The following is a 22,563-nucleotide window of genomic DNA, read 5'->3' on the forward strand; positions in this document are numbered from 1 at the left end:
CTGATATGCTATCAAACGGGTTCTTGCTTATATCTTCGCTGTTTTTACTTTGCTTATATCTTCGCTGCATTTACTAACAGCTAACCGCTAAAAGCTAACAGCTGCCTACATAATATATTTTCCTTTGTCATCCACCAGTACAACCGGGAGCCGGTGGTGTTTTTCAAAATAATCGTATGCCCCTCTCAGTTCCGACCAGAATTGTTTGGAAGAACCATCAGTGAGGGAAAAAGTGCCGAGATAGTTCATGGAGCCGGGATTACCGAATTTAACCGGGAAAACGTGTACCGGGATAAAATCCTGTCCGGCGTTTTTGGCATTTACCGCCAAAATATATACTTCGTCAATAAATTCATCTGTTAAAGGAATACAGCCTACGGTAATACAATTGCCATGGATATAGATTTCTCCGCCCGGATTTTTGGCGTCGCTCAGGATGCGGTCGGAAAAATTGGGATAGTTGATACCCAGTGACAGGTGATAATTACTGTTAGGATTAAAATCGTTGATATAGTAGAAGCCTTCCGGTACCTGGCGGTCGCCTTCCTTGCGTTTAGGTCCCATTTTACCCGACAGCGTGCATACGCGGTAGGATTTAAACAGACGGAAGGTATCAGATGCGCTATTCTTCACCCAAATTTCCATCTCGCTATCGAGCTTAAAGGAGCGGATAAACATATACCTGGCCGGATATGTAAGTCCTTTCTTTTCAAACTCTTTTTTCAGCAACTCTTCCTTTTCACGGTATGCCTCTCCTACTTTGGGAAACATTTTCTGGTTGTCGAGGAAGGATTGCTGGGCAAAAATTTTGCCTGCACCCAACAAAATCAAGACGATTACAACAAGTCGCTTCATACTAATTCAACAAAATTTTAATATTTAAACCAGGTTTACGTAAGCAAGATAAAACAATAACAGGGCAATAATAAAATATATTACCATACTCACTTTCTTGCTGGCAATCTTCAGTATATAGTGCTTGTGCCCCTGATAGATCAATATAGCCGTAAAAGCCTGGAAAATTCCACCTAACAAAAACAATACACCAAACAGTGTCTGTATCCTCATAAAAAACGGAACGGTTATTTTAATTATTGTAAAGTTAAGTGATTATTCCTTTACTGTAGTTTTATCCATTCCAGTTTTACGACTCCCGCGTCCATTCCTGAAGTATAGGTACCACGTACGGGGTATTTACCGCCGTTATACGCATAAGAGTAGGTGCTGGTTACCACGCGGGAGGTGTTAGCGCTGCTGACGTTCTCCGTCAGGATGTTGTTGGCAGAAAGGTTGGCGGCGTTGAGTTCCATTAAAACAGCCAGTTCCGGTTGTTGCTGTTGCGGGTTCTGCCTGTTATCGTAAGTATAGCTGGCAGCGGAGGTATGCAGGAACTTGCTGTAACCGGGCTGTTTGCCGTAAGTATCCATACGGGTTATGTTCCCTGCAGCATCCCAGGTAAACTGCTGGTAACCGGTATTTTCCCAGGTACCCTTAGCCGGATTTTTACCAAACAGGAAGCGGGTGGCCAGTTTACCGCCTTCATTATACACCAGTGAATCGTAGGTATATACTTCGTTGTTACGGTAGTAACTGATCTTGGCTACCTTATCACCTGTGGCGGTATAGTCGTACGAGGTATACAGATCACCGGTAGTAGCCTGTTCCTCGTCGGCAAAAAGACATTTTACCAGGCGGCCATTTTCATAAACAGGTAATTGCACGTCGCTGTAACTGGCATTTTCTGTTTTATGAAACTGTACAATCTTACTGATGGTTTTGTCTGCATTATATTCCAGCACCGTTTGACCTGCCGGAGAAGAGATTTTATGCAGATAGGAACCTGGCTGGGTGCCCCGGTCTGAACGAAAAGCCGAAAAAACAATTACTGACGCCATGAGCATGGCTACGCTGGCCCTTTGGGCGGTAGATTTGTTGAGCATAGGTTATCAAATTATGATTTTCACATTATATAAAGAAGGCATAAAAATATGGTTAATACCATGGCAAACAAGCCTGATATGGTTATTAAGTTGTTAATGATAAAGGATTTAATAAAATCAGCCATCCTAACCAGTACAAATATATAAATTAAATTTATACATTATAATAGTTAAATATTTATTTAGATTAAAATAAAAAAGCCCGCCGGGAAATCCTGGCGGGCTCTGCATTTAATTGTTGTAACCATTATCATCACGGGCCTGAACTGTTTCCCCCACGGGGGAAGCAACTAAAGATGGCATAGGAAAACTATAAGTTACCGCGCAGGGCCTGTTCTCTTTCAATAGATTCAAACAGGGCCTTGAAGTTACCTTTACCAAAGGACTGTGCTCCTTTACGCTGAATAATTTCAAAAAATACGGTTGGTCTGTCTTGTATAGGTTTTGTGAAAATCTGCAGCAGGTAACCTTCATCATCGCGGTCTACCAGGATACCCAGCTGTTGCAGCGGGGCCACTGCTTCATCGATTTTACCCACCCTTTCCAGCAGTGTTTCGTAGTATACGTCCGGCACTTTCAGGAACTCTACTCCCCTGCTCTGCAATTCGGACACCGTTTTCACGATATCATTCGTAGCAATGGCTACGTGTTGAACGCCGGGTCCGCCGTAGAAATCCAGGTATTCTTCGATCTGGGATTTCTTTTTTCCTTCTGCCGGTTCATTGATCGGGAATTTCACACGGCCGTTGCCGTTACTCATTACTTTACTCATCAATGCGGAATATTCGGTGGAAATATCGCTGTCGTCGAAGGAGATCAGGTTTTTGAAGCCCATTACGCGTTCATAAAATTCCACCCAGGTATTCATCTCGTTCCAGCCCACATTACCTACGCAATGGTCGACATACTGTAACCCGGTATCAGTTGGATTATAATCTGTTTTCCAGGCTTTATATCCCGGCAGGAAAAGTCCTTTATAATTTTTCCGTTCCACGAACACATGCACGGTATCTCCGTAGGTACGAATACCGCTGCGCACTACCTCTCCAAACTCGTCTTTTTCCACCGTAGGCTCAAGATAAGGCGTAGCGCCGCGTTTGATGGTTTCCTCGTAAGCAGAGCGGGCATCGTCCACCCACAATGCCAGTACCTTTACGCCATCGCCATGTTTGGCAACATGACGCGCAATATCTGTATCCGGCAGCAACGAAGTGGTCAGTACAAAACGCAGCTTATTCTGCACCAGTACATAAGAGGTTCTGTCTTTCACACCGGTTTCCGGTCCTGCATAGGCAACGGATTGAAAACCGAAAGCTGTTTTGTAGTAATGCGCGGCCTGTTTGGCGTTGCCCACATAAAACTCAACATAGTCGGTACCGTTGAGTGGTAAAAAATCCTGCTGACCGGTTAGGTTGTCGGCATTCACTAATGCTGTTTCCATAACATTCAATTGTTTTGGTTTTATAAGTAGGTTGGTTTTACCATTTATTCTGCCCAGCTCATCACATAGCTCCCATCTTCAATACCCAATGCTGCTTCTGTGATCTGTAACGGATGAAAGGTATCCACCATTACGGCCAGTTCTTTTGTTTCTTTTGCGCCGATGCTTTTTTCCACAGCTCCGGGATGCGGCCCGTGCGGAATCCCGGCGGGATGCAGGGTGATCATACCACGCACCACATGCTTACGGCTCATAAAATCGCCGTCCACATAATACAATACCTCGTCGCTGTCGATGTTGCTATGATTATATGGCGCCGGAATGGACTGCGGATGGTAGTCGAACAACCGGGGACAGAAAGAGCACACCACAAAGTTGGTCCCCTCGAACGTTTGATGTACCGGTGGTGGCTGATGTACCCGTCCTGTGATCGGTTCAAAATCATGAATGGAAAAGGCAAACGGATATTCGCAGCCATCCCATCCTACTACGTCAAAAGGATGATGTTTATAATGAATCGGGTAGACGATGCCTTTCTTTTTAATGCGGATCAGGAAATCGCCTTCCTCATCGATCGTTTCCAGGTTTTGCGGTTGCCGGATATCCCTTTCACAGAAGGGAGCATGCTCCAGCAGTTGTCCGTATTTGCTCAGGTATCTTTTGGGATAACGGATAGGACTAAACGACTCCACAATAAACAGGCGGTTGTCTGCCGTATTAAAAGTAACCTGGTAAATGGTACCGCGTGGTATCACGAGGTAATCGCCATAACCGAATTCCAGCTGTCCGTACTGCGTTTTGAGTACACCGCTGCCTTCATGCACAAAGATCATTTCATCCGCATCTGCATTTTTGTAGAAATAACCTTCCATGCTTTTACGGGGCGATGCCAATACAATATGTAGATCATTATTGACCAGTACTGCTTTCCGGCTTTGCAAAAAATCGTCTTCCGGTTTTATATTAAACCCCATGAAACTGCGGTGTTTCAGCATCTTTTCCTCCGCCACTTTGGGCGCAACGGAATAAGGTTCATCCACCTTTACAATCTCCGTAGGTGGATGACAGTGATACAGCAGGCTGGAGTGGGAAGAAAAACCCTCTGTAGAAAACAACTGTTCCGAATACAGCTGGCCGTCCGGTTTGCGGAACTGGGTATGGCGCTTATGCGGTATTTGTCCGAGTTTATAATAATGTGGCATGATGGGTAGATTAAATAAAATTGTTTTGGTGTACAATTAAAGATTGAAGTGGTGTATGATTCATGCTGGTGTATGATCAGAATGATATATCAATGCACAACCTGTAAATGGCAGCAAATAATTAAGATACACATACACAGGAATAGCAGAAAAATACTATTACAAAGTTACGGTATATAAAACACGAAGAGTGGCCGGCAGGGGCCGTTGGGAAAGGTTATGCCAAAGTCGAATCCATGGCAAGTGTTGCCATAAGAAAGTAGTAGTTAAGCTGACTATTGCTTGTATATTTCAGTGAAATGGACAAGTGGCAGATGTTTAGGCAACTAAGGTAAGGATATAATGTTAGAAAATCCAAATTCCTTTTTTGAGTATGAAGCTTTTAGCGGTTAGCTTTTAGTTTTTCAAAAGACAGCGGAGAACTTTTCAAAAAACGGGGAGCAATAAGCATTATTTGTCATTAAAAAGTCACGTAACAGGTATTTTAAAATAATTAGCCAATAATTAAAAAGCACCAATATAGGTAGTTCATTAAATATTAACTAATAATAAAGGCCAAAAACAATCTAAAAACGAATCAAATGAGGCATTTTTGAAACATTTCGAAAAATAATCACTGCGCTTTTATTTACCGGTGTAATTGCAGACTTTTGTTACACAATCGTCATATTTCAATAGTGATACCGTACTACACATATCAATTCTCTGTTACTCCTGCCTCCCGGCAGGTTACGGACACTATGGCGACAACGTCCACCATTATCACAACCCCACTGCGGGGTTAATTTTCACATATTATCCAACGACCACAAGGGTGGTACATAACCGGGAAGACCCGGAGTTATCTACGTATAAACTTTCCATATGCAAGTATTAAAATTTGGCGGCACTTCTGTAGGAAGCGCCAAAGCAATAGAACAGGTTTGCAACATTCTCCAACAATATAAACCTGCCGGACAATATGCTATCGTTGTTTCCGCACTGGGCGGCGTAACGGATAAGCTTATACGTTGCGGACAGCTCGCAGAGCAAGGCAAGGAAGAATATAAAACCATCCTGCAGGAAATTGAAGCCAGGCACCTCGATACGATCCGTGAACTATTTCCCATTACCGCACAAAGCGGGCAAATCAGCCAGCTGAAGAAAAAACTTAATGCCCTCGAAAACCTTTGCGATGGCATTTTCCAGGTGGCAGAACTCAGTCCACGTACCCTCGATAAAATTATGAGCTACGGAGAACTCATGTCCTGCGGGATCGTAGCTGAGAAACTGAAACAACAGGGCTTTGCCGCCACGTGTAAAGACAGCCGTGAGCTGATCGTAACCGACAACCATTTTGGCCATGCCGCCGTAAATTTTGTTGCCACCAACCATAATATCAGCCAGTACTTCGCACAGTCGGCCGCCGACTATGTAGTATTACCAGGCTTTGTAGCCGCCACCGCTGAAGGTGAAACCACTACGCTGGGCCGCGGCGGATCCGATTACACTGCAGCTATCGTTGCAGCGGCAGTCAACGCTGCTGTACTGGACATATGGACAGATGTAAGCGGCATGATGACTGCCGATCCGCGCATTGTATCACAGGCCATTCCCATTTCGCATATCTCCTATGTGGAAGCAATGGAGCTGTCGCATTTCGGCGCCAAAGTAATTTATCCTCCTACCATCCAACCGGTAATGAGTAAACGCATTCCCATCTGGATCAAAAATACATTCGCTCCCGAGGATCACGGCACCCTTATACAGGACAGCGCCGACCGTAGCTTTCCTGTAACGGGCATCTCCGGCATACAGCATATTGCCCTTCTCACACTGGAAGGAAGCGGCATGGTGGGTATACCCGGCTTCTCCAAACGCCTCTTCGAATCACTGTTACGGGAACGCATCAACGTTATCCTCATCACACAGAGCTCGTCGGAACACTCTATTACTGTAGGCATACACGAAGCGGATATGCTCCGGGCCAAAACCACTGTTGACAGCGAGTTTGGGCAAGAAATACTGGAAAAGCGCATTGAGCCCCTGCTGGTGGAAAAAGATCTCTGCATTGTTGCCGTAGTGGGCGACAAAATGAAAAATCATCATGGCACCAGCGGTAAACTCTTTGGTACCCTGGGCCGTAACGGGATCAATGTAAGGGCCATCGCACAGGGGTCTACCGAAAAAAATATTTCTGCCGTCATCAATAAGGCAGATATCAAAAAAGCATTGAACTTAATGCACGAAACTTTCTTTGAAACGCCACTGAAACAAATCAACCTGTTTATCGCCGGCGTAGGCAATGTAGGCAGCAAGCTGCTGGAGCAACTGCAGCAACAGGAGCATTACCTGCGGAATGAACTGGGATTACAGGTGAGAGTGATAGGGCTGGCTAACAGCAAACATACCCTCCTGGCAGAAGCCGGCATTTCCCTGCAACACTGGCGGGAGCAACTGGAACAAGGCAGTCGCCTCAGCACCGATGATTTTGTAAAGCAGATAAAAGCACTGAACCTGCGTAACAGCGTATTCGTGGATAATACCGCCAGCGCCGATATTGCAGGCGTATACCACGAGTTCCTGCAGCACGGTATTTCCGTGGTTACCTGCAATAAAATTGCCTGCTCTTCTGACTACAGCTATTATAAACAACTGAAAGACCTGGCGAGGAAATACAATGCCTCCTTCCTTTTCGAAACCAATGTGGGCGCCGGGTTACCGGTCATCAACACCCTCAATGACCTGATCAGGAGCGGCGACAAAGTACACAGCATTGAAGCGGTATTATCCGGCAGCCTGAATTTTGTGTTTAATCATTTTGTAAATGGCGCCAGTTTCCGTGAAGTGGTGAAAGCCGCGCAGGACGAAGGATACACTGAACCGGATCCGCGTATTGACCTCAGTGGTAAAGATGTGATGAGAAAGATCCTGATCCTGGCCCGTGAAAGCGGTGCAGCCATTGAGATGGATGAAATCACGAATTACTCTTTCCTGCCGGATGCCTGTCTGGATGCCCCGTCCGTACCTGACTTTTATGAAGAGCTGGATGTACATGCCGGTCATTTCCAGGGGCTGCGTGAAACAGCTGCCAGCGAAGGTAAACGCCTGAAATTTGTAGCCCGCTATGAAGATGGCAAAGCTTCGGTAGGACTGCAAAGTGTAGCGGCGGATCATCCTTTTTATAAACTGGAAGGCAAGGATAATATTGTGCTGTATACTACGAGCCGTTATAAAGATCAGCCACTGATCGTAAAAGGCGCCGGGGCCGGGGCGGATGTTACAGCTTCCGGTATATTCGCCGATATTATCCGCAGTGCCAGATTATAAACTTTGTATGAATTGTTTGCCCATAGTTGGAAACGTAACAATCAATTATTAAATTAAACTAACTTAAACGGTTATATGGATAGTATAAAAGTGTTCGCACCGGGAACTGTGGCCAACGTAGCCTGTGGCTTTGATGTTATTGGACTGGCACTGGACGCACCGGGAGATGAAATGACCCTTCGCAGATCCGGCGAGCCGGGGATCCGTATTACTGCCATCCATGGCGCCGATCTGCCACTGGACCCCGCCCGCAATGTGGCTGGGGTGGCAGTACAGGCCCTGTTACAAAAGTATGATCGCCCTGATATCGGGATCGAAATAGAGATCTTCAAAAATATCCACCCGGGAAGCGGTATTGGCTCCAGTGCCGCCAGCAGTGCCGGCGCGGTGGTAGGTGTAAATCACCTGCTGGGAGAGCCTTTCACTAAAAAACAGCTGGTTCGTTTTGCGATGGAAGGAGAACGGCTGGCCTGCGGCTCCGCACATGCCGACAACGTAGCGCCGGCTATCCTTGGCGGTTTTACGCTGGTAAGAAGTTATCGCCCCCTGGATATTACCGCCCTGCATACGCCCGAACATCTATGGGTAACCGTTATACATCCGCAAATAGAAGTGAAGACTTCTGATGCAAGGGAAATCCTGAAACAGAAAGTACTGATGACCGATGCTATCCGGCAATGGGGTAACGTAGGTGCGCTGGTAGCGGGTTTATACCAGGAAGACTATGAGCTGATCAGCCGTTCCCTGGAAGATGTGATCGTGGAACCGGTGCGTGCTATCCTGATACCTGCCTTTCATGAACTGAAACTAAAATGTAAAGAAGCCGGGGCGCTGGGTGGCGGTATTTCCGGCTCAGGCCCTTCTGTATTTATGCTCAGCAAAGGAGAAGAAAATGCCCGCAAAGTTGCGGCTACTATGGATAGCGTTTACGCACCCCTGGGAGTAGATTATAAAATCTACGTTTCCCGGATTAACACCGCCGGTGTAAAAGTGATTGACTAACCAAAACAAACGTATTATCCATGCAGTATTTCAGCTTACAAAACAAACAACACAAGGTAAATTTCGAAACGGCAGTAGTACAGGGATTGGCGCCAGACAGGGGATTATATTTTCCGGAACAGATACCCACCCTGGATAAAGAGTTCCTGACTCACCTGCACGACTATACGGAACATGAGATCGGACTAAAAGTAATCCGTCCTTTTGTAGGAGATGAAATACCCGAAGAAGCCTTAAAAAAGATAGTAACAGATACTTTACATTTTCCTTTCCCGGTGCAGAAAGTCACCGGTCATACTTTTGCCCTTGAACTATTCCACGGTCCTACCCTTGCGTTTAAAGATGTAGGCGCCCGGTTTATGGCAGGTTGCCTCGGTTATTTCAGACGCAACAGCACAACACCTGTAACCGTGCTGGTAGCCACTTCCGGCGACACGGGCGGTGCAGTGGCCAGTGGCTTTTATAATGTTCCGGGGGTAGAAGTAGTGATCCTGTACCCTTCCGGGAAAGTGAGCGTGTTGCAGGAAAAACAACTCACCACGCTTGGTAACAACATCTATGCACTGGAAATAGAAGGCACTTTTGATGATTGCCAGCAACTGGTAAAAACCGCCTTCCTGGATCGGGAACTCCAGGCTGCAAGGCCGCTTACCAGCGCCAATTCCATCAACGTAGCCCGCTGGCTGCCACAGATGTTTTATTATTTCCTCGCTTACAAGCAAATGAAAGCGGCGCATCACAAACTTGTGTTTTCTGTGCCCAGCGGCAACTTTGGTAATATCTGCGCAGGGATGATGGCAGCAGCAATGGGACTACCGATCTCACATTTTGTAGCCGCCACCAACATCAACGATACCGTTCCCCGGTTTATGGCCAGTGGTAAATATGAGCCGGGTAAAGCGGCTCCCACCCTTTCCAACGCCATGGATGTGGCAGATCCCAGCAACTTTGTAAGGATACTGGAGCTTTTCAGCAACAGTTTACCTGCGCTGTCCGAAAAACTAACCGCGTACAGCTTTAACGATAAAGATACCGCGCGTACCATGGAACAGGTATGGAAAGAGAATCATTATATGCTGGACCCTCATGGGGCTGTAGGCTTTATGGGACTGCAACGTTACCTGGAACACGCACCGGAGATGACCGGCGTTTTCCTTGAAACAGCGCATCCCGTAAAATTTGAGGATACCGCACCGAAATCTATCCGGGAAGAAATTTACACCCCGGCCAGGGTAATGTCGTTATATGGCAAGGAAAAGGAGGCTACGCGGCTGACAACGGACTATACCGCCTTCAAAAACTGGTTAATGCGACAATGATTCTGTAGTTTTGGCGTCCGTATGAAGTATCTATCTATCCTCCTGTTATCAGTGGGTGCACTGGCATGTAACAATGCCGGCACCCGGCAGCCGGCAGCTATAAGCGCTGCGGATTCGGCATTGCAAAGCGATATTGTTAAACCGGTAACAGATTCTATCCGGCAGTTTCCGGACAATCCCGAATTATATTACCGCAGGGCCCTTTTACTGTTTAATACCAACCCTGCCCTGGCACAGGCAGATTTTGAGAAAGCAGCTAAGCTGGTCCCTTCCGGTACTGACTATTGGGCCGGCGCAGGAGAAGCGGCGCTGATCGTGAACGATTATAAAAAAGCAGCGGATTACTTCCGGCAAGCCCTCACTACCGCTCCCGGCTACACGTATCTCGAATACCGCCTGGCTACTGCGCTGATAGAAAACAAGGCCTATGGCAGCGCCGATAGTATCGCCAATGTACTCGCCCAAACAGCGGAAGGACGCGACAAGGCTTTTTATCTGAAAGCCCGCATGGCGGAAGATAAGCTGGATACGGTAACGGCTATCCGTCATCTTACCTCCGCGGTGCATGCTGCAGGGGCACAGCCAGAATTTGAGGCGGTAATGGAACTGGCCGACCTGTTGCGCAGCCGCAAAGCACCTGCCGCCATGGGATATTACACGCAGGCATGGCGGCTGGATACAACCAATGCCTACCCATTGTACGAAGCGGCACAATTCCAGGAAGAACTCGAAGAGCTGCCGGCAGCGCTGAATACCTATCGCAAATGTATTATCGCAGATCCGGGGTTTGAACCGGCTTACCTGGCGCTGGGCAAGATTTATAGTAATAAAAAATCGTGGAAGGAAGCATATACTTATTATAACCTGGCAGCCAAATCAGCCCCCACCGATGCCTGGGCCTATTATTACCGGGCACAGACCCAGGAGCAGCTGGGCAACAAAACGCTGGCGATAGAAGATTATACAAAAGCGTCATCATTTAAAAAGGATTTCACGGAAGCAAAGGAAGCATTGCGGAGACTGAAGCCTTAATTACTTAAATTTACATGACTCAAAAAATACTGCATTTGGAAAAACAGCCTGTTTTAGTAGCGCCATCTTTACTGGCAGCAAATTTCCTGGAACTGGGAAAGGAAGTGGATATGGTTAACCGCAGCGAAGCTGACTGGTTTCACCTCGACGTAATGGACGGCAGATTTGTACCAAATATCAGCTATGGTTTGCCCGTTATTGCACAGATAAAGAAAAGGGCCACCAAGCCCTGTGATGTTCACCTGATGATCGAAGAACCGGAAAAATATGCGGCAGATTTCAAAAAAGCCGGGGCGGATATCCTGACAGTGCACTTCGAGGCCTGTATCCATCTCCATAGAAATATTCAACAGATAAAGGGACTTGGTATGAAAGCGGGTGTAGCACTTAACCCACACACACCGGTAGGCATGCTGGAAAATGTGATCCGTGATATTGATGTGGTACTGATCATGAGCGTGAACCCCGGTTTCGGCGGACAAACCTTTATTGAACAAACCTATCAGAAGATCAGGCAGCTAAGACAACTGATTACAGACAACCAGGCTCATGCCCTGATTGAGGTAGACGGGGGCGTAGGCACCGACAATGCCGGGCAGCTTATTCAGGCGGGCGCCAATGTGCTGGTAGCAGGCAGCGCGATCTTTTCGTCGGCCAGCCCTGCGCAAACCATTCATGCGCTTAAGACAAGTGCGCAATAATTTCTTTTGATAATGGCTTGGTCAGATAACCTGCCACAAAATCATAAGCGCTTACCCGCTCTTTGTCCTTTTCGTCGATGGAAGAAGTCAGCACAAATATCCGGATGCGCTTGGGCAGCTGATCACAGAATTCTGCATACTCCTCCAGGAACTCCCAACCATCCATTATCGGCATGTTGAGATCCAGTAAGATTAGATCCGGTAAGACCTGTGCATTTCCAACATTTTCACGGATATAGTCCAGCACTTCCTGCGCATCAGAATAGACGCGGATATTGCTGCTTATTGCCTGACGTTCGATCATGATTTTGGCAATCTGCTGGTGTATCGGATCATCATCTACAATAAAAATCGTATCGATCAACTTCATAAAGGGGGTTTATTCGGATCTAAATGTAATAATAAATTTGGTACCCTCTCCAGGATTGCTTTCTGCTCTTATATTTCCACCCATTGCTTCCACCTGGGTTTTGGTAATGAACAGGCCGATCCCCTTCGCATCTTTGTTTTTATGGAATGTTTTACGGAACCCGAAAAGCTTATTGCCAAAGCGTTCCATGTCAATCCCTACCCCATTATCCTCTACGCTGAGGATGATATTATCGTTTTCCTTCCAGGTTTGCAGGTGTACAGCGGGTGTTCGTTCCGAAGACCGGTAGCGGATAGCGTTGGTGATAAAATTCTGTAAAATGCTGTCGAGGTATACCCTGGGATATTCTATTGACGGTTCTTCGGTAAAATTATAGGTAATCTGGATATTGCTCGTTTCAATATCCACCAGCAGCACGTCCCTTACCTTTTGCAGTCGTTCTGCAAACACAAGTTTTTCCTTTTCCACATTCACATCTTTCCTGATCTGTACTACTTCCACCAGGTCGTTGAGGGTTTCATCTATCTTTTTGATGACCTCGTGTACCATTCCCAGGTATAGATCACGCTCCTGTTGTGCTGCCGCCTCGTTATGCATCTGCATGAGTGCTTTCAGGTTGGCGATGGGTGCGCGGAGATTGTGAGAGGTAATATGGGCAAAGTCTTCCAGCTGCTTATTCTGGTTGAGCAGGTTTTTATTCAGATTAGACAACTGGTCATTGGCTTTCCTGAGTTCCTTCTGCAGCTTGCGGCTGTCGGTGATATCACGCATAAAAACGGAAATGCCGCCATCCTGCATGGGCGTGAGGAGGAAGTCGTACCATTTGTCGACTCCCGGGAAGTAAATACCGAAAGACTGAGATGCCTGTTGTTGTATACATTCCCGGAGGCGGGCGTAGAACACGGTGCCACTGAGGCGGGGAAATTCTTCGAAGATATTGCTGCCCATGGCTACCGGGTGTCCGATCATTTTTTCCGCTTTCCTGTTGAGGAAATTCAGGTTCCCGCTTTTCTCCATGGCGGCATATCCCATATCAATGGTATCAAAGAAAAGGCGCATCAGTTCTGTATTCCGGGTGAGTGCGTCCCTTATTTCCAGTTGTTCAGTGATATCCTGTACCACCCCGTACATTCTTTCCAGCCGGCCATCTACGTAGCCTGGCTGACCGATGGAGCGTACTCTTTTCAGTTGTTTTTTGGCGGAGATGATCGTGAGCTGTGCATCAAAGGGCTTTCCGGAATCTTTGCACTGGCGCACAAGTCCTTCCAGGGTTTCCCGGGCTTCCGGGGTATAGAATGACATCGCTTTTTCAAAATCAACATCCATTCCGGGCGGGCAGTCGTGGATATAATAGGATTGGTCGGTCCACCGTACCTGCCGGCTGTCGATATCCATTTCCCAGCCGCCTATTTTGCCGATGCTGCCGGTTTGCTGCAGGAATTCCTGGTTCTTTTTATTCTCCAGTTCCTGCATTTTTTTGTCGGTAATATCATTGACCAGCGCCACTACTATCATTTCTTTATCGATCGGTTCTACAACGGGAAACACGGTAAGGTCGAGGTATACCTCGCGGCCTACTGTTGTCCAGCGTTTATCCTGCGAGAAGTCAATCTTTTTTTCCACGCGCAGTGTTTTGTTTTCTTCCAACGCCTGGATAAATAGTTTATCCAATTCAAACATGGTCGACAGCTCATCGTTCATGATATTGAAAGGCTGCCGGGCAGCGGGATGCGGCGATTTAAAGAAGAGGCGTTGGGTTTGATTAATGCGGCGGATAAAGCCGAAATTATCAAACTGGATATATCCTATGGGCAGGTTTTCTATGATATTATCAAGGAGCCGTTCGCTTTTCTGGAGGCTGAGTTCAGAGAGTTTTTTAGCGGTAATATCATCCAGTATCAGGAAGATATTGGCCATATTGCGCAGCTGATCTGTGAGCGGAAATATGGTGGCTTCGAAGTAAACCGGATACAACCTGGTGACGTTATCGATTGTTTTTTCGCGGTAGCTGAGCAGTATCTCCCGTTTCAGTGTTTTTCCTGTATGGTGTACTTCTTCAAACATGCCGGAGAGGCCATTGAGGCGGTTAAACGGGTCCTGCAGCCATTTGTAGCCGGGGTCGGTAAAGAACTGGTGTGTATGTCCCCATATTTCCCGCTGACGGGTGTTCATGTCGATGCTCTCTCCATCGGGTGCAAATTGTTGCAGTCCGAGGGGAAGATTCTCCAGTACCTGGCTGTAGTAGACTTCGTTTTGTGCGCGTTTTACTTCGGCGAGTTTGCGTGTGGTGATGTCTATCCCGATGAGCATGGCATGTTCCAGCTGGCCGCTGCCGTCCATAAGCGGGCTGATGCCGGCTTCGAGCCACAGGGTAGTGCCATCTGTTTTCAGAAAGGCGCATTGTTCCTGTACCGGCTGGCCGGAAAGTAAGGTATCCCATATTTTCTGCCACTGGTTGCTATCTGCGGTGGGGAGAACGGTGGTAATATGCTGACCGATGAGGCGATCGGATGATTGCTGCAATGCGGCCACCACCTGCGTGTTCACCGCAGTTACGTTTCCTGCGGCGTCTATTTCAACAGAGAGTGCACAGGCATTAATAGCGGCTTCAAGATGTTGTAAGTGCCGGTAATGCTGTTCCAGCATAACTACATTCATATGATAGCAAAATCTAAGATCGTTGTTTGTCAGGAAATACCTAAAGTAGGCATTAAATAACAAAAAAACGGTATTGCACCGGTAAAAGTAATAAAATGTTGGATAAAGGTCAATTCCTTTATAAATGCACATTTTAAGGGGACTTGTGTAACCGGATGTGATCATTTATCCACCGGCTGTGGATTTTCAGTTTTCTGAAATTGTTAAACGATCAATATCTTTGGGGTAATATAATAAATTAATAATTTTTTAAATATTATCAGATGAAAGTTTTGATTATCATGGGTTCGGAGAGTGACAAGCCAGTAATGGAAGAATCACAAAAGCACCTGCAGTATTTTGGTATTGAGAATGAGATGATCGTAGCATCGGCGCACCGTAACCCGGATAAAGTAAGAGAATTGTGTATAACCGCTCAGGAGAAGGGATTTGGCGTAATTATTGCCGCAGCGGGCATGGCAGCAGCCTTACCGGGAGTTGTATCAGCTTACACTTCGCTGCCTGTTCTGGGAGTTCCGTTAGATGGTGGTTTACCTGGTGGTATTGATGCCCTGTATTCGATTGTTCAGATGCCTGCGGGATTACCTGTTGGTACGCTGGCGGTAGGAAAAGCGGGAGCGCGTAATGCAGCAATACTGGCAGCCCGTATTATTGCGTTGAGCAATAAGGATATCGCCGCTAAAGTAGAGGCTTTTAAACAGAACGGGTACAGAATTTAGTGATAGCTTAACAATTGCGTCTTCCAGGTTGTACAAGAATTAAATATATTCGGATTGAAAAATACCGATCATTTCCTGGACAATTAAATCAAGAATCATTGACTGAATCCATTATCAATTTAGACAGTATTAATCCCATTGAGTTTTTCGGCGTTAACAACGGAAAACTAGATCTGCTGAAAAAGAAATTCCCATTGCTTAAGATCCTGTCCAGGGGCACCCAGTTAAAATTGAGTGGGGCACCGGAAGAAGTGGCTACAGCGGAGGAAAAAATCGGTCAGATTGTTAAGTACCTTGAGCGGAATGGCAATCTTACAGAGAACTATTTTGAGCAGATTCTGGGAGATGAGGAAGGCACAAGAATCGATAATTTCAGCGAGCGTAATCCCAATGAAGTATTGGTGTTTGGTCCTAACGGCCGCACGGTAAGAGCGCGTACTTCCAACCAGAAGAAGATGGTATCACTGGCAGAGAAGAACGACATTATTTTTGCGATTGGGCCAGCAGGAACCGGTAAAACCTACACGGCAGTAGCTTTGGCGGTCCGTGCGCTTAAAAACAAAGCCGTTAAAAAGATTATCCTGACCCGTCCGGCGGTTGAAGCGGGTGAAAGTCTTGGTTTTTTACCAGGCGATCTGAAAGAAAAGATCGATCCATATCTGCGGCCATTGTATGATGCGCTGGATGATATGATTCCTGCTGAGAAACTGAGTTATTACATGACCAACCGTGTCATTGAGATTGCCCCACTGGCGTATATGCGTGGCCGTACACTCGATAACTCATTTATTATCCTGGATGAGGCGCAAAATGCCACTGATCTGCAGATCAAAATGTTTCTAACCCGTATTGGCGCGTCGGCGCAGGCCATTATCACCGGTGACCTGACGCAGATAGATTTACCAAAAAATCAGCAATCCGGTCTGGAAAGGGCTTCCCGCATCCTTCGTAACATTGAAGGGATTGCACATGTGGAGCTTGATGAAGAAGACGTCGTAAGACATCGTTTGGTGAAAGCCATCATCAAGGCATATGAAGCCAATAAGGACAAATAGATTTTTTTATCATCTGGCTATCAAGTTATTTTGATATTTTTTTCAATAGCAGCCTTTGTTTTGAAGGAAATATGGATATAACAAAATAGCCAGATGATGAAATATTAACTCTTTGTTAACGACGTTTGCCGTAAGTTCACCTGTTTTTATCCAAGGGAGAATATTCAGTCCGTAAGCGGGTGAATCAGTAGCGCTATAGTTGAACGACTTTGCAGAATTGAAGTTTACCCCTATTTTTGTTGTGATATATAATAATTTATCGACCGCATGACCAATTTTTTTCGAATCATGACACTGGCATTGACGACAACGTTGCTGTTGGGCAGTTGTAAGAAGAGAGCTTCCCCTGAAGAGGTGGCGCTGGCGTTTATGCATGCGATTCAGGATTCGAACTACGACCAGGCAAGGGACTATGCCACCAAGGAATCTCAGCAGGTTATACAGATCTATGCCATTTTTGATGGCCGCCGCAGTGGCCAGGAAAGGGAAAAAATTAAGAACGCAAGAATTGAGGTCGTGAATATAGAGGAGAATGGCGACAAAGCGGCTGTGACTATCCTGAACTCCTCTGCACACCAGAAAGAAGTTTTACAAATGGTGAAAGAAAACGGGCAGTGGAAAATTTCGCTCACGTTCGACAGTATTATTCCCAACTACGCACCACAAACCGGAACCACTTTTGATTCTACCACTGTTTTACCTGCGGATACTGCATCTGCAGGCGGTGTTATTATGCCTGAAACTAAATAATTTTTCCCCTCTTTTTACCTTTTGTACAAAAGAAAGGATAATTTTTAGCTATTAACCGGTAGTTCCCTTAATTTTGCCACGCATTAATGAATCGGATGTGTGGCGTATTTCCTGTTTTTACTTACCGGAAACCTGACCATATCTTCATGAAAAGTGAGGTGAATACTTTATTCACTTTTCAACATTAAGCCAATATTGAACAATAAACCTTAAAGTAAAGTAGATTATTATGATGACAAATCCCTGGCATAGTGTGAGTCCCGGCTCTGAAGTGCCAAATGTTGTAAATGCAATTATAGAGATTCCAAAGGGATGCCGTGCCAAATATGAACTGGATAAAGAAAGCGGTTTGCTGAAACTGGACCGGGTTTTATATTCTTCTGTATACTATCCTGCCAACTACGGTTTTATTCCGCAATCTTACTGCGATGACCATGATCCGCTGGATATCCTGGTATTATCACAGATTGAATGTGTGCCTATGTGCATCATCGAAGCCAAAATCATTGGTGTAATGCAGATGATCGACGGCGGCGAAGCAGATGATAAAATCATCGCTGTGGCAGCAAACGATATGAGCGTAAACCATATTAACGATATTTCTGAACTGCCTCCTCACTTCATCGATGAAATGCGTCATTTCTTCGAAGAGTATAAAAAACTGGAAAAGAAAACCGTAGTGGTGGAAGAGTTCCAGAACAAAGCGAAAGCAGAACAAATTACTATGCAGAGCTTTGAGGACTATCGCAAGATCTTCAAGCAGAGCTAAAGACCTAAAGCAAAAAGCAAAAAGCTATTGCAGCGAATCATATACGCGACAATAGCTTTTTGCTTTTTGCTTTAGGCTTTATGCGTACTCCCGCTTAGAAGTATCGTTTTATTATCCGCAGCTGATGCGTTCTTACGCCGGTATCTGCGTTTATAATGCCCTGGTTATCGATCGGATCAATACGTACCTTGCCGGAAGCATGGATAATTTCGTGGTCATTGAGCAGGATACCCACATGCGTAATCCGTCCTTCTTCATTGTCAAAGAAGGCCAGATCGCCTGGCCGGGCTTCCTGCAGAAAACCGACGATGTCGCCCTGGGTGGCTTGCTGGTAAGCATCACGCCATAAGGAAATCCCGAAAAGTTTAAATACGTTTTGTGTAAACCCGGAGCAATCGACCCCGAAAACGCTGGACCCGCCCCATAAATATCCCGTGTTAAAAAAAACGGTTGCCATGCTTTTTAAGGCCGTCAGATCAATTAATGTGTGGTTAGTTAAGGGAAGTGGCTTATCTTCGAATTCTACGGTTATATTTCCCCATTGCGTGGATGTATCATTCCGGCTCTTTACAAGGCATCCAAAAGGTATCATCATTGGCTGCCCGTTCATGGTAACCCGGTTAACCCAACCTGGCAGGTACCAGGCTGCTGATTCCAGGAACAGTGTTTCATCAATCGGTTCAAGATGGGCGGCAGTGGCCCAGCCGGTGTACCCGTCGTACTGGTTCTTTATTTGTACCCAGCCGCCGGGAGCTGTTGTTGTAATTTCAACGGCTGCACCCCATAACAACTGGGAAATCATTTCACTTTTATGTGAAGCCGTTTCCCTTAATGGCGCAACTGGCACAATGACAATGGCGTATGGCATATTAATTGTATAAATCCGTTTTATTATTCAAAAATATTATGCGCTGAATGAACTTTTTCCGCTTTTGTACGTAAATATAAAGTAATAAGTTTATGCAACAACAGTTAACCAATTTATCGGACAAAGAGCTGATATCCCGCGCCAGGAAACAAAATGACCGGGAGGCTGAAGGCGTATTGATGGACAGGTACAGTCATCTGCTGGTAGCTGTTACCATTCCCCATTTAAAGAATAATGCCAACCTGGACCCCAATATTGTTTTTCCTTCCCTGCTGCAAAGATTAAGTGCCAGTCTTAAAACGCAGACCATCTACAAGGTAAATGAATGGATCTCACATATACAGAAAGGCTACCTGGGTAAACCGGAAAAAAACACGCCTTTTTATCCATCACGCGATGGAAGGGATCTGTTGCATATTGAAAATACGGTAGACAAAGCCGCGACCAACATCATTGACCGGCAGGATCTGATCGTAAGATTGGAACAGGCATTACAGCGGCTCAACACCGAAGATAATCACCTCATCACGCAATTTTACCTTGAGAATAAATCCTTTGCCGACCTTTCAGCCAGTACCGGCTTAACACGGGAAAGACTGAGATCACAGCTGAAAGCCGCCAAAGGGAAACTTGCCAAGCTTTTTATGAACCAGGGATATGTTAAGTAGCAAACCGAATAACGATCGAGTACTGAAGATTTTTTCCGCTATCCGTTGCCTCAACCGAGACCAGCTGCCACGCTATCTCGACGGGCGGCTGACGGATGTAGAAAAACATCTGGTAGAGCAGCATCTCACAGATTGTGATCTGTGTTATGATGCCCTGCAGGCTTTGGAGAAAGAAGAAAACACCGAGAATTACCAGGATCTTACCAATAAGCTCCAGCGCTATGTGCATAACAGCATACAGCCCGTTTCGCATGTACAGAAGGTAGCCCAATACACCCGCAAGGAAAAGAATAAGGAACATATGCTGACTTACTTCTGGGTAATCGCCTTTATCGGGTTAGGTATTGGCGGCATCTATGTGCTGCGTGGCCATATGCGGAACCAGCCTCCCGTGAGAGTGATGGCTGCCGGTTTACCAACAAAGGATTCCGCCCGTTCCGAAGCTGTTGTAACTGCTCCGGTAGTTATACCGGACGATCATCACCCGGCGCCGGCAGCGTTACCTGCAAGTCATAAGGAGGCGCCTGCCACCACGAAACCGATTGCTGCCACTACTTCCACTCCGGATTCTGTGGCCATTAAAAAAGCTGCCGCGCTGAAAGCGTTACAGAGAAAGGCTGCAGCCGACAGTATCAGGAAACATACATTGCTGCAAAAACAACAGGATTCGCTGAAAAAAGTGGCGGCCGATAAAGCCAGGGAAAAAGAGGAAGAGAAAAAACCGGATCCAAAACCGGAAACCAAAGCGGCCCCAAAAGAAGATAAGCCCGCCCCTCCCCCGGATACACCCAGGAAAGAATCACCGTCTACTGCCGTGAACAGCGACGAATACCTGTACAAAGCCGCTATGGTATACCAACAACAAGGTAACCTCAGTGAAGCGATAGACCGGTACAAAAGAATTGAGTCGGTGAGTTCCGGTAAATATGTGGAAATGGCGCGTTACCAGCTGGCGATCTGCTATCGCAGCAAAGGCCAGATGGGCAAGGCCCGGCGCATGTTCAAAGAAGTGGTTCGTATGGACGGCTCCATGAAAAATGCCGCCCAGCAAGCTTTAGACAGTATGTAAGTTATTATATCAAAAAAATTATGGATTTTTGTGAATGCTGCATCTAGTATGCAGCATTCCATTTTTAGCCTGTGAATAATCCAGATATACAACAACTAACTGACCAGGAATTATTGCAACGGTTCAAAGCTGATAATAACAGTGATTGGATAGGTGTGCTCTTTGACCGATATGCCTTGCTGTTGCTCGGTATGTGCATGAAATACCTGAAAAATGAAGAGGATGCACGCGACGCCGTGCAGCAAATCTTTCTCAAGATGTTATCCGACATCAATAAACATGAGATACAGTATTTCCGGGCATGGATATACCAGGTCACCAAAAACTACTGCCTCATGCAGTTACGGCAAAAACATATGAAGTACAAGGAAGAAATTTCCGACAAACATATGGGCGCCATTGCAGCAGAGGAAGAAGATAAACGGGTATACCAGGAAAAGGATATCTTGCTGGAAAATATGGGGCAGGCAATGGAGCTGTTAAGTCCTGAGCAGAAAGTTTGTGTGCAGCTGTTTTACCTGCAAAAGAAATCATACCAGGAAATTGCTGATCAAACCAGGCATAGCCTCCTCCAGGTGAAAAGCTATATCCAGAATGGTAAAAGAAACCTGAAACTTTTACTGGAAAAACAACAACGCGCAAACAAGAGTTAATTTGCATCAATAGTGATATGAACGAGCATTTCAACGATATCTTTGTAACTACTGGCTGTCCTTCGCAACAGCAGCTGCTGGACTATGTGCAGGGAAAGCTGACTGCTGAAGAACAACATGAGGTAGAAATGCACCTGGCCGATTGTGAGCTCTGCAGTGATGCACTGGAAGGACTGGCTGCTATAAAAGATAAAGAAAAGATACCCGGATGGCTCATTGAGATGAAATGGGCTTTACTTAAAAAATTGCATAAACGTTATCGCACCAGGAGGAAATCGGAGTACAATATTTACCTGGTTGTGATTGTTCTCACCATCCTGTTCCTGTTACTCGGAATATTCTGGGCTTATCACTTTTCAGCTGTTAGGCATTAACTTCAGCAGTTAGCCATTAGCTGTTAGCTGTTAGCAAAATGCAGCGAACCAGCTGTTAGCTTTTAGCCATTAGCTTTTAGCAAAATGCCGCAAAGATCAGCAGTCGATCACCTTCGCTGCATTTTGCTAAAAGCTAATGGCTAAAAGCTAACAGCTGGTTCAGTATAATCTCCGGTCGCCTTTATCCTTCCAGTCGGTAAAAACATCCAGGGCTTCCTTGTCGGGCATCGCGATCAGCGGAATTTTTTTATGGATATGATCTTTCTCTATTTCCCGGTATATAAATGAGTCATCAAAATCAATAGCGGCGGCATCTTCCTTTGTGTTGGCGTAGTAAACCCGTTGCGGCCTGGCCCAGTAGATAGCTCCAAGGCACATCGGGCACGGCTCACAGGAAGTGTAAATTTCGCAGTCGTGTAACTGGAAAGTACCCAGCTTTTTGCAGGCCTGCCGTATCGCTACTACTTCGGCATGTGCAGTAGGATCCGTATCACTGAGCACCTGGTTCCACCCTTCTCCTATGATTTCCTCTCCTCTTACTACAATCGCACCAAAAGGCCCGCCATCTCCATTCTCCATGCCCCGGCGGGACAAAGCAATGGCATGCTGCATAAATCTTCTTTCTCTTTCTCCCGGCATACAGTTACTTTTTGATTCTTTCAAA

At 46.1% G+C, this 22,563-nt stretch carries 21 protein-coding genes; 13 read left to right on the forward strand and 8 right to left on the reverse strand.

Translation table 11 applies throughout. From position 1 onward, the window contains the following. Nucleotides 1-105: 105 nt before the first annotated feature. From KE626_RS17445 to KE626_RS17460, 4 genes are all read right to left on the reverse strand, one after another. A complete protein-coding gene (locus KE626_RS17445) occupies nt 106-855 on the reverse strand; it encodes a L,D-transpeptidase family protein (RefSeq protein ID WP_211974209.1) in 750 nt (249 codons plus the stop codon). Between the two features lie 263 nt (nt 856-1,118). Next, nucleotides 1,119-1,940, reverse strand: coding sequence for a hypothetical protein (locus tag KE626_RS17450; protein WP_211974210.1), 822 nt, complete (start codon nt 1,938-1,940; stop codon nt 1,119-1,121). Between the two features lie 310 nt (nt 1,941-2,250). Beyond that, nucleotides 2,251-3,381, reverse strand: coding sequence for a 4-hydroxyphenylpyruvate dioxygenase (gene hppD, locus KE626_RS17455; RefSeq protein ID WP_211974211.1), 1,131 nt, complete (start codon nt 3,379-3,381; stop codon nt 2,251-2,253). A 44-nt stretch (nt 3,382-3,425) separates the two neighbouring features. After that, the gene (locus tag KE626_RS17460; protein ID WP_211974212.1) at nt 3,426-4,583 is read right to left on the reverse strand and encodes a homogentisate 1,2-dioxygenase; all 1,158 of its coding nucleotides are present in this window, start codon (nt 4,581-4,583) and stop codon (nt 3,426-3,428) included. 864 nt (nt 4,584-5,447) lie between these two features. On the opposite strand from KE626_RS17460, the gene thrA reads away from it, so the two are divergent. The 5 genes from thrA to rpe all read left to right on the forward strand — a co-directional run bounded on the left by thrA (nt 5,448) and on the right by rpe (nt 11,946). Then, a complete protein-coding gene (gene thrA / locus KE626_RS17465) occupies nt 5,448-7,892 on the forward strand; it encodes a bifunctional aspartate kinase/homoserine dehydrogenase I (protein ID WP_211974213.1) in 2,445 nt (814 codons plus the stop codon). Nucleotides 7,893-7,967: 75 nt separating this feature from the next. Then, nucleotides 7,968-8,894, forward strand: coding sequence for a homoserine kinase (locus tag KE626_RS17470; RefSeq protein ID WP_211974214.1), 927 nt, complete (start codon nt 7,968-7,970; stop codon nt 8,892-8,894). Between the two features lie 20 nt (nt 8,895-8,914). After that, nucleotides 8,915-10,213 carry a threonine synthase gene (gene thrC / locus KE626_RS17475; protein WP_211974215.1) on the forward strand — a complete coding sequence of 433 codons (1,299 nt, stop codon included), beginning with the start codon at nt 8,915-8,917 and terminating at the stop codon, nt 10,211-10,213. 21 nt (nt 10,214-10,234) lie between these two features. After that, nucleotides 10,235-11,245: a tetratricopeptide repeat protein gene (locus KE626_RS17480; protein ID WP_211974216.1), complete on the forward strand. Its 1,011-nt coding sequence runs from the start codon at nt 10,235-10,237 to the stop codon at nt 11,243-11,245. Between the two features lie 35 nt (nt 11,246-11,280). Beyond that, the gene (rpe, locus tag KE626_RS17485) at nt 11,281-11,946 is read left to right on the forward strand and encodes a ribulose-phosphate 3-epimerase (RefSeq protein ID WP_249207534.1); all 666 of its coding nucleotides are present in this window, start codon (nt 11,281-11,283) and stop codon (nt 11,944-11,946) included. On the opposite strand, the gene KE626_RS17490 is transcribed toward rpe, so the two are convergent. Together KE626_RS17490 and KE626_RS17495 are read right to left on the reverse strand one after the other, a co-directional pair. Beyond that, the gene (locus KE626_RS17490; protein ID WP_211974218.1) at nt 11,927-12,316 is read right to left on the reverse strand and encodes a response regulator; all 390 of its coding nucleotides are present in this window, start codon (nt 12,314-12,316) and stop codon (nt 11,927-11,929) included. The two genes, rpe and KE626_RS17490, sit on opposite strands and share 20 nt — an antisense overlap. A 9-nt stretch (nt 12,317-12,325) precedes the next feature. Further along, complete coding sequence (locus KE626_RS17495; protein ID WP_211974219.1) at nt 12,326-14,974, reverse strand: PAS domain-containing sensor histidine kinase; 2,649 nt, start codon at nt 14,972-14,974, stop codon at nt 12,326-12,328. 263 nt (nt 14,975-15,237) lie between these two features. Here KE626_RS17495 and purE point away from each other — a divergent pair, with 263 nt between their 5' ends. The 4 genes from purE to KE626_RS17515 all read left to right on the forward strand — a co-directional run bounded on the left by purE (nt 15,238) and on the right by KE626_RS17515 (nt 18,267). Continuing rightward, a complete protein-coding gene (purE, locus tag KE626_RS17500; RefSeq protein ID WP_211974220.1) occupies nt 15,238-15,693 on the forward strand; it encodes a 5-(carboxyamino)imidazole ribonucleotide mutase in 456 nt (151 codons plus the stop codon). A gap of 98 nt (nt 15,694-15,791) precedes the next feature. Next, on the forward strand, nt 15,792-16,748 hold the full coding sequence (locus KE626_RS17505) for a PhoH family protein (protein ID WP_211974221.1): 957 nt from the start codon (nt 15,792-15,794) through the stop codon (nt 16,746-16,748). Between the two features lie 267 nt (nt 16,749-17,015). Further along, nucleotides 17,016-17,498, forward strand: a complete 483-nt coding sequence (locus tag KE626_RS17510) for a nuclear transport factor 2 family protein (RefSeq protein ID WP_211974222.1) — start codon at nt 17,016-17,018, stop codon at nt 17,496-17,498. Nucleotides 17,499-17,727: 229 nt separating this feature from the next. Beyond that, a complete protein-coding gene (locus tag KE626_RS17515) occupies nt 17,728-18,267 on the forward strand; it encodes an inorganic diphosphatase (protein WP_211974223.1) in 540 nt (179 codons plus the stop codon). A 94-nt stretch (nt 18,268-18,361) separates the two neighbouring features. On the opposite strand, the gene KE626_RS17520 is transcribed toward KE626_RS17515, so the two are convergent. Then, nucleotides 18,362-19,135, reverse strand: a complete 774-nt coding sequence (locus KE626_RS17520; RefSeq protein ID WP_211974224.1) for a C40 family peptidase — start codon at nt 19,133-19,135, stop codon at nt 18,362-18,364. Between the two features lie 92 nt (nt 19,136-19,227). Here KE626_RS17520 and KE626_RS17525 point away from each other — a divergent pair, with 92 nt between their 5' ends. The 4 genes from KE626_RS17525 to KE626_RS17540 all read left to right on the forward strand — a co-directional run bounded on the left by KE626_RS17525 (nt 19,228) and on the right by KE626_RS17540 (nt 21,899). Further along, nucleotides 19,228-19,803, forward strand: coding sequence for a sigma-70 family RNA polymerase sigma factor (locus KE626_RS17525; protein ID WP_211974225.1), 576 nt, complete (start codon nt 19,228-19,230; stop codon nt 19,801-19,803). Further along, nucleotides 19,793-20,872, forward strand: coding sequence for a zf-HC2 domain-containing protein (locus tag KE626_RS17530; RefSeq protein WP_211974226.1), 1,080 nt, complete (start codon nt 19,793-19,795; stop codon nt 20,870-20,872). The genes KE626_RS17525 and KE626_RS17530 overlap by 11 nt, the downstream gene beginning before the upstream one ends. 71 nt (nt 20,873-20,943) lie before the next feature. Then, nucleotides 20,944-21,525 carry an RNA polymerase sigma factor gene (locus tag KE626_RS17535; RefSeq protein ID WP_211974227.1) on the forward strand — a complete coding sequence of 194 codons (582 nt, stop codon included), beginning with the start codon at nt 20,944-20,946 and terminating at the stop codon, nt 21,523-21,525. Nucleotides 21,526-21,542: 17 nt separating this feature from the next. Continuing rightward, a complete protein-coding gene (locus tag KE626_RS17540; protein WP_211974228.1) occupies nt 21,543-21,899 on the forward strand; it encodes an anti-sigma factor family protein in 357 nt (118 codons plus the stop codon). 159 nt (nt 21,900-22,058) lie between these two features. Here the strand turns inward: KE626_RS17540 and KE626_RS17545 are convergent, their stop codons facing one another. Then, nucleotides 22,059-22,538, reverse strand: coding sequence for a nucleoside deaminase (locus tag KE626_RS17545; RefSeq protein WP_211974229.1), 480 nt, complete (start codon nt 22,536-22,538; stop codon nt 22,059-22,061). Nucleotides 22,539-22,563 lie beyond the last annotated feature (25 nt).

Source organism: Chitinophaga hostae (assembly GCF_018224885.1).
Taxonomy (GTDB): Bacteria; Bacteroidota; Bacteroidia; order Chitinophagales; family Chitinophagaceae; genus Chitinophaga; species Chitinophaga hostae.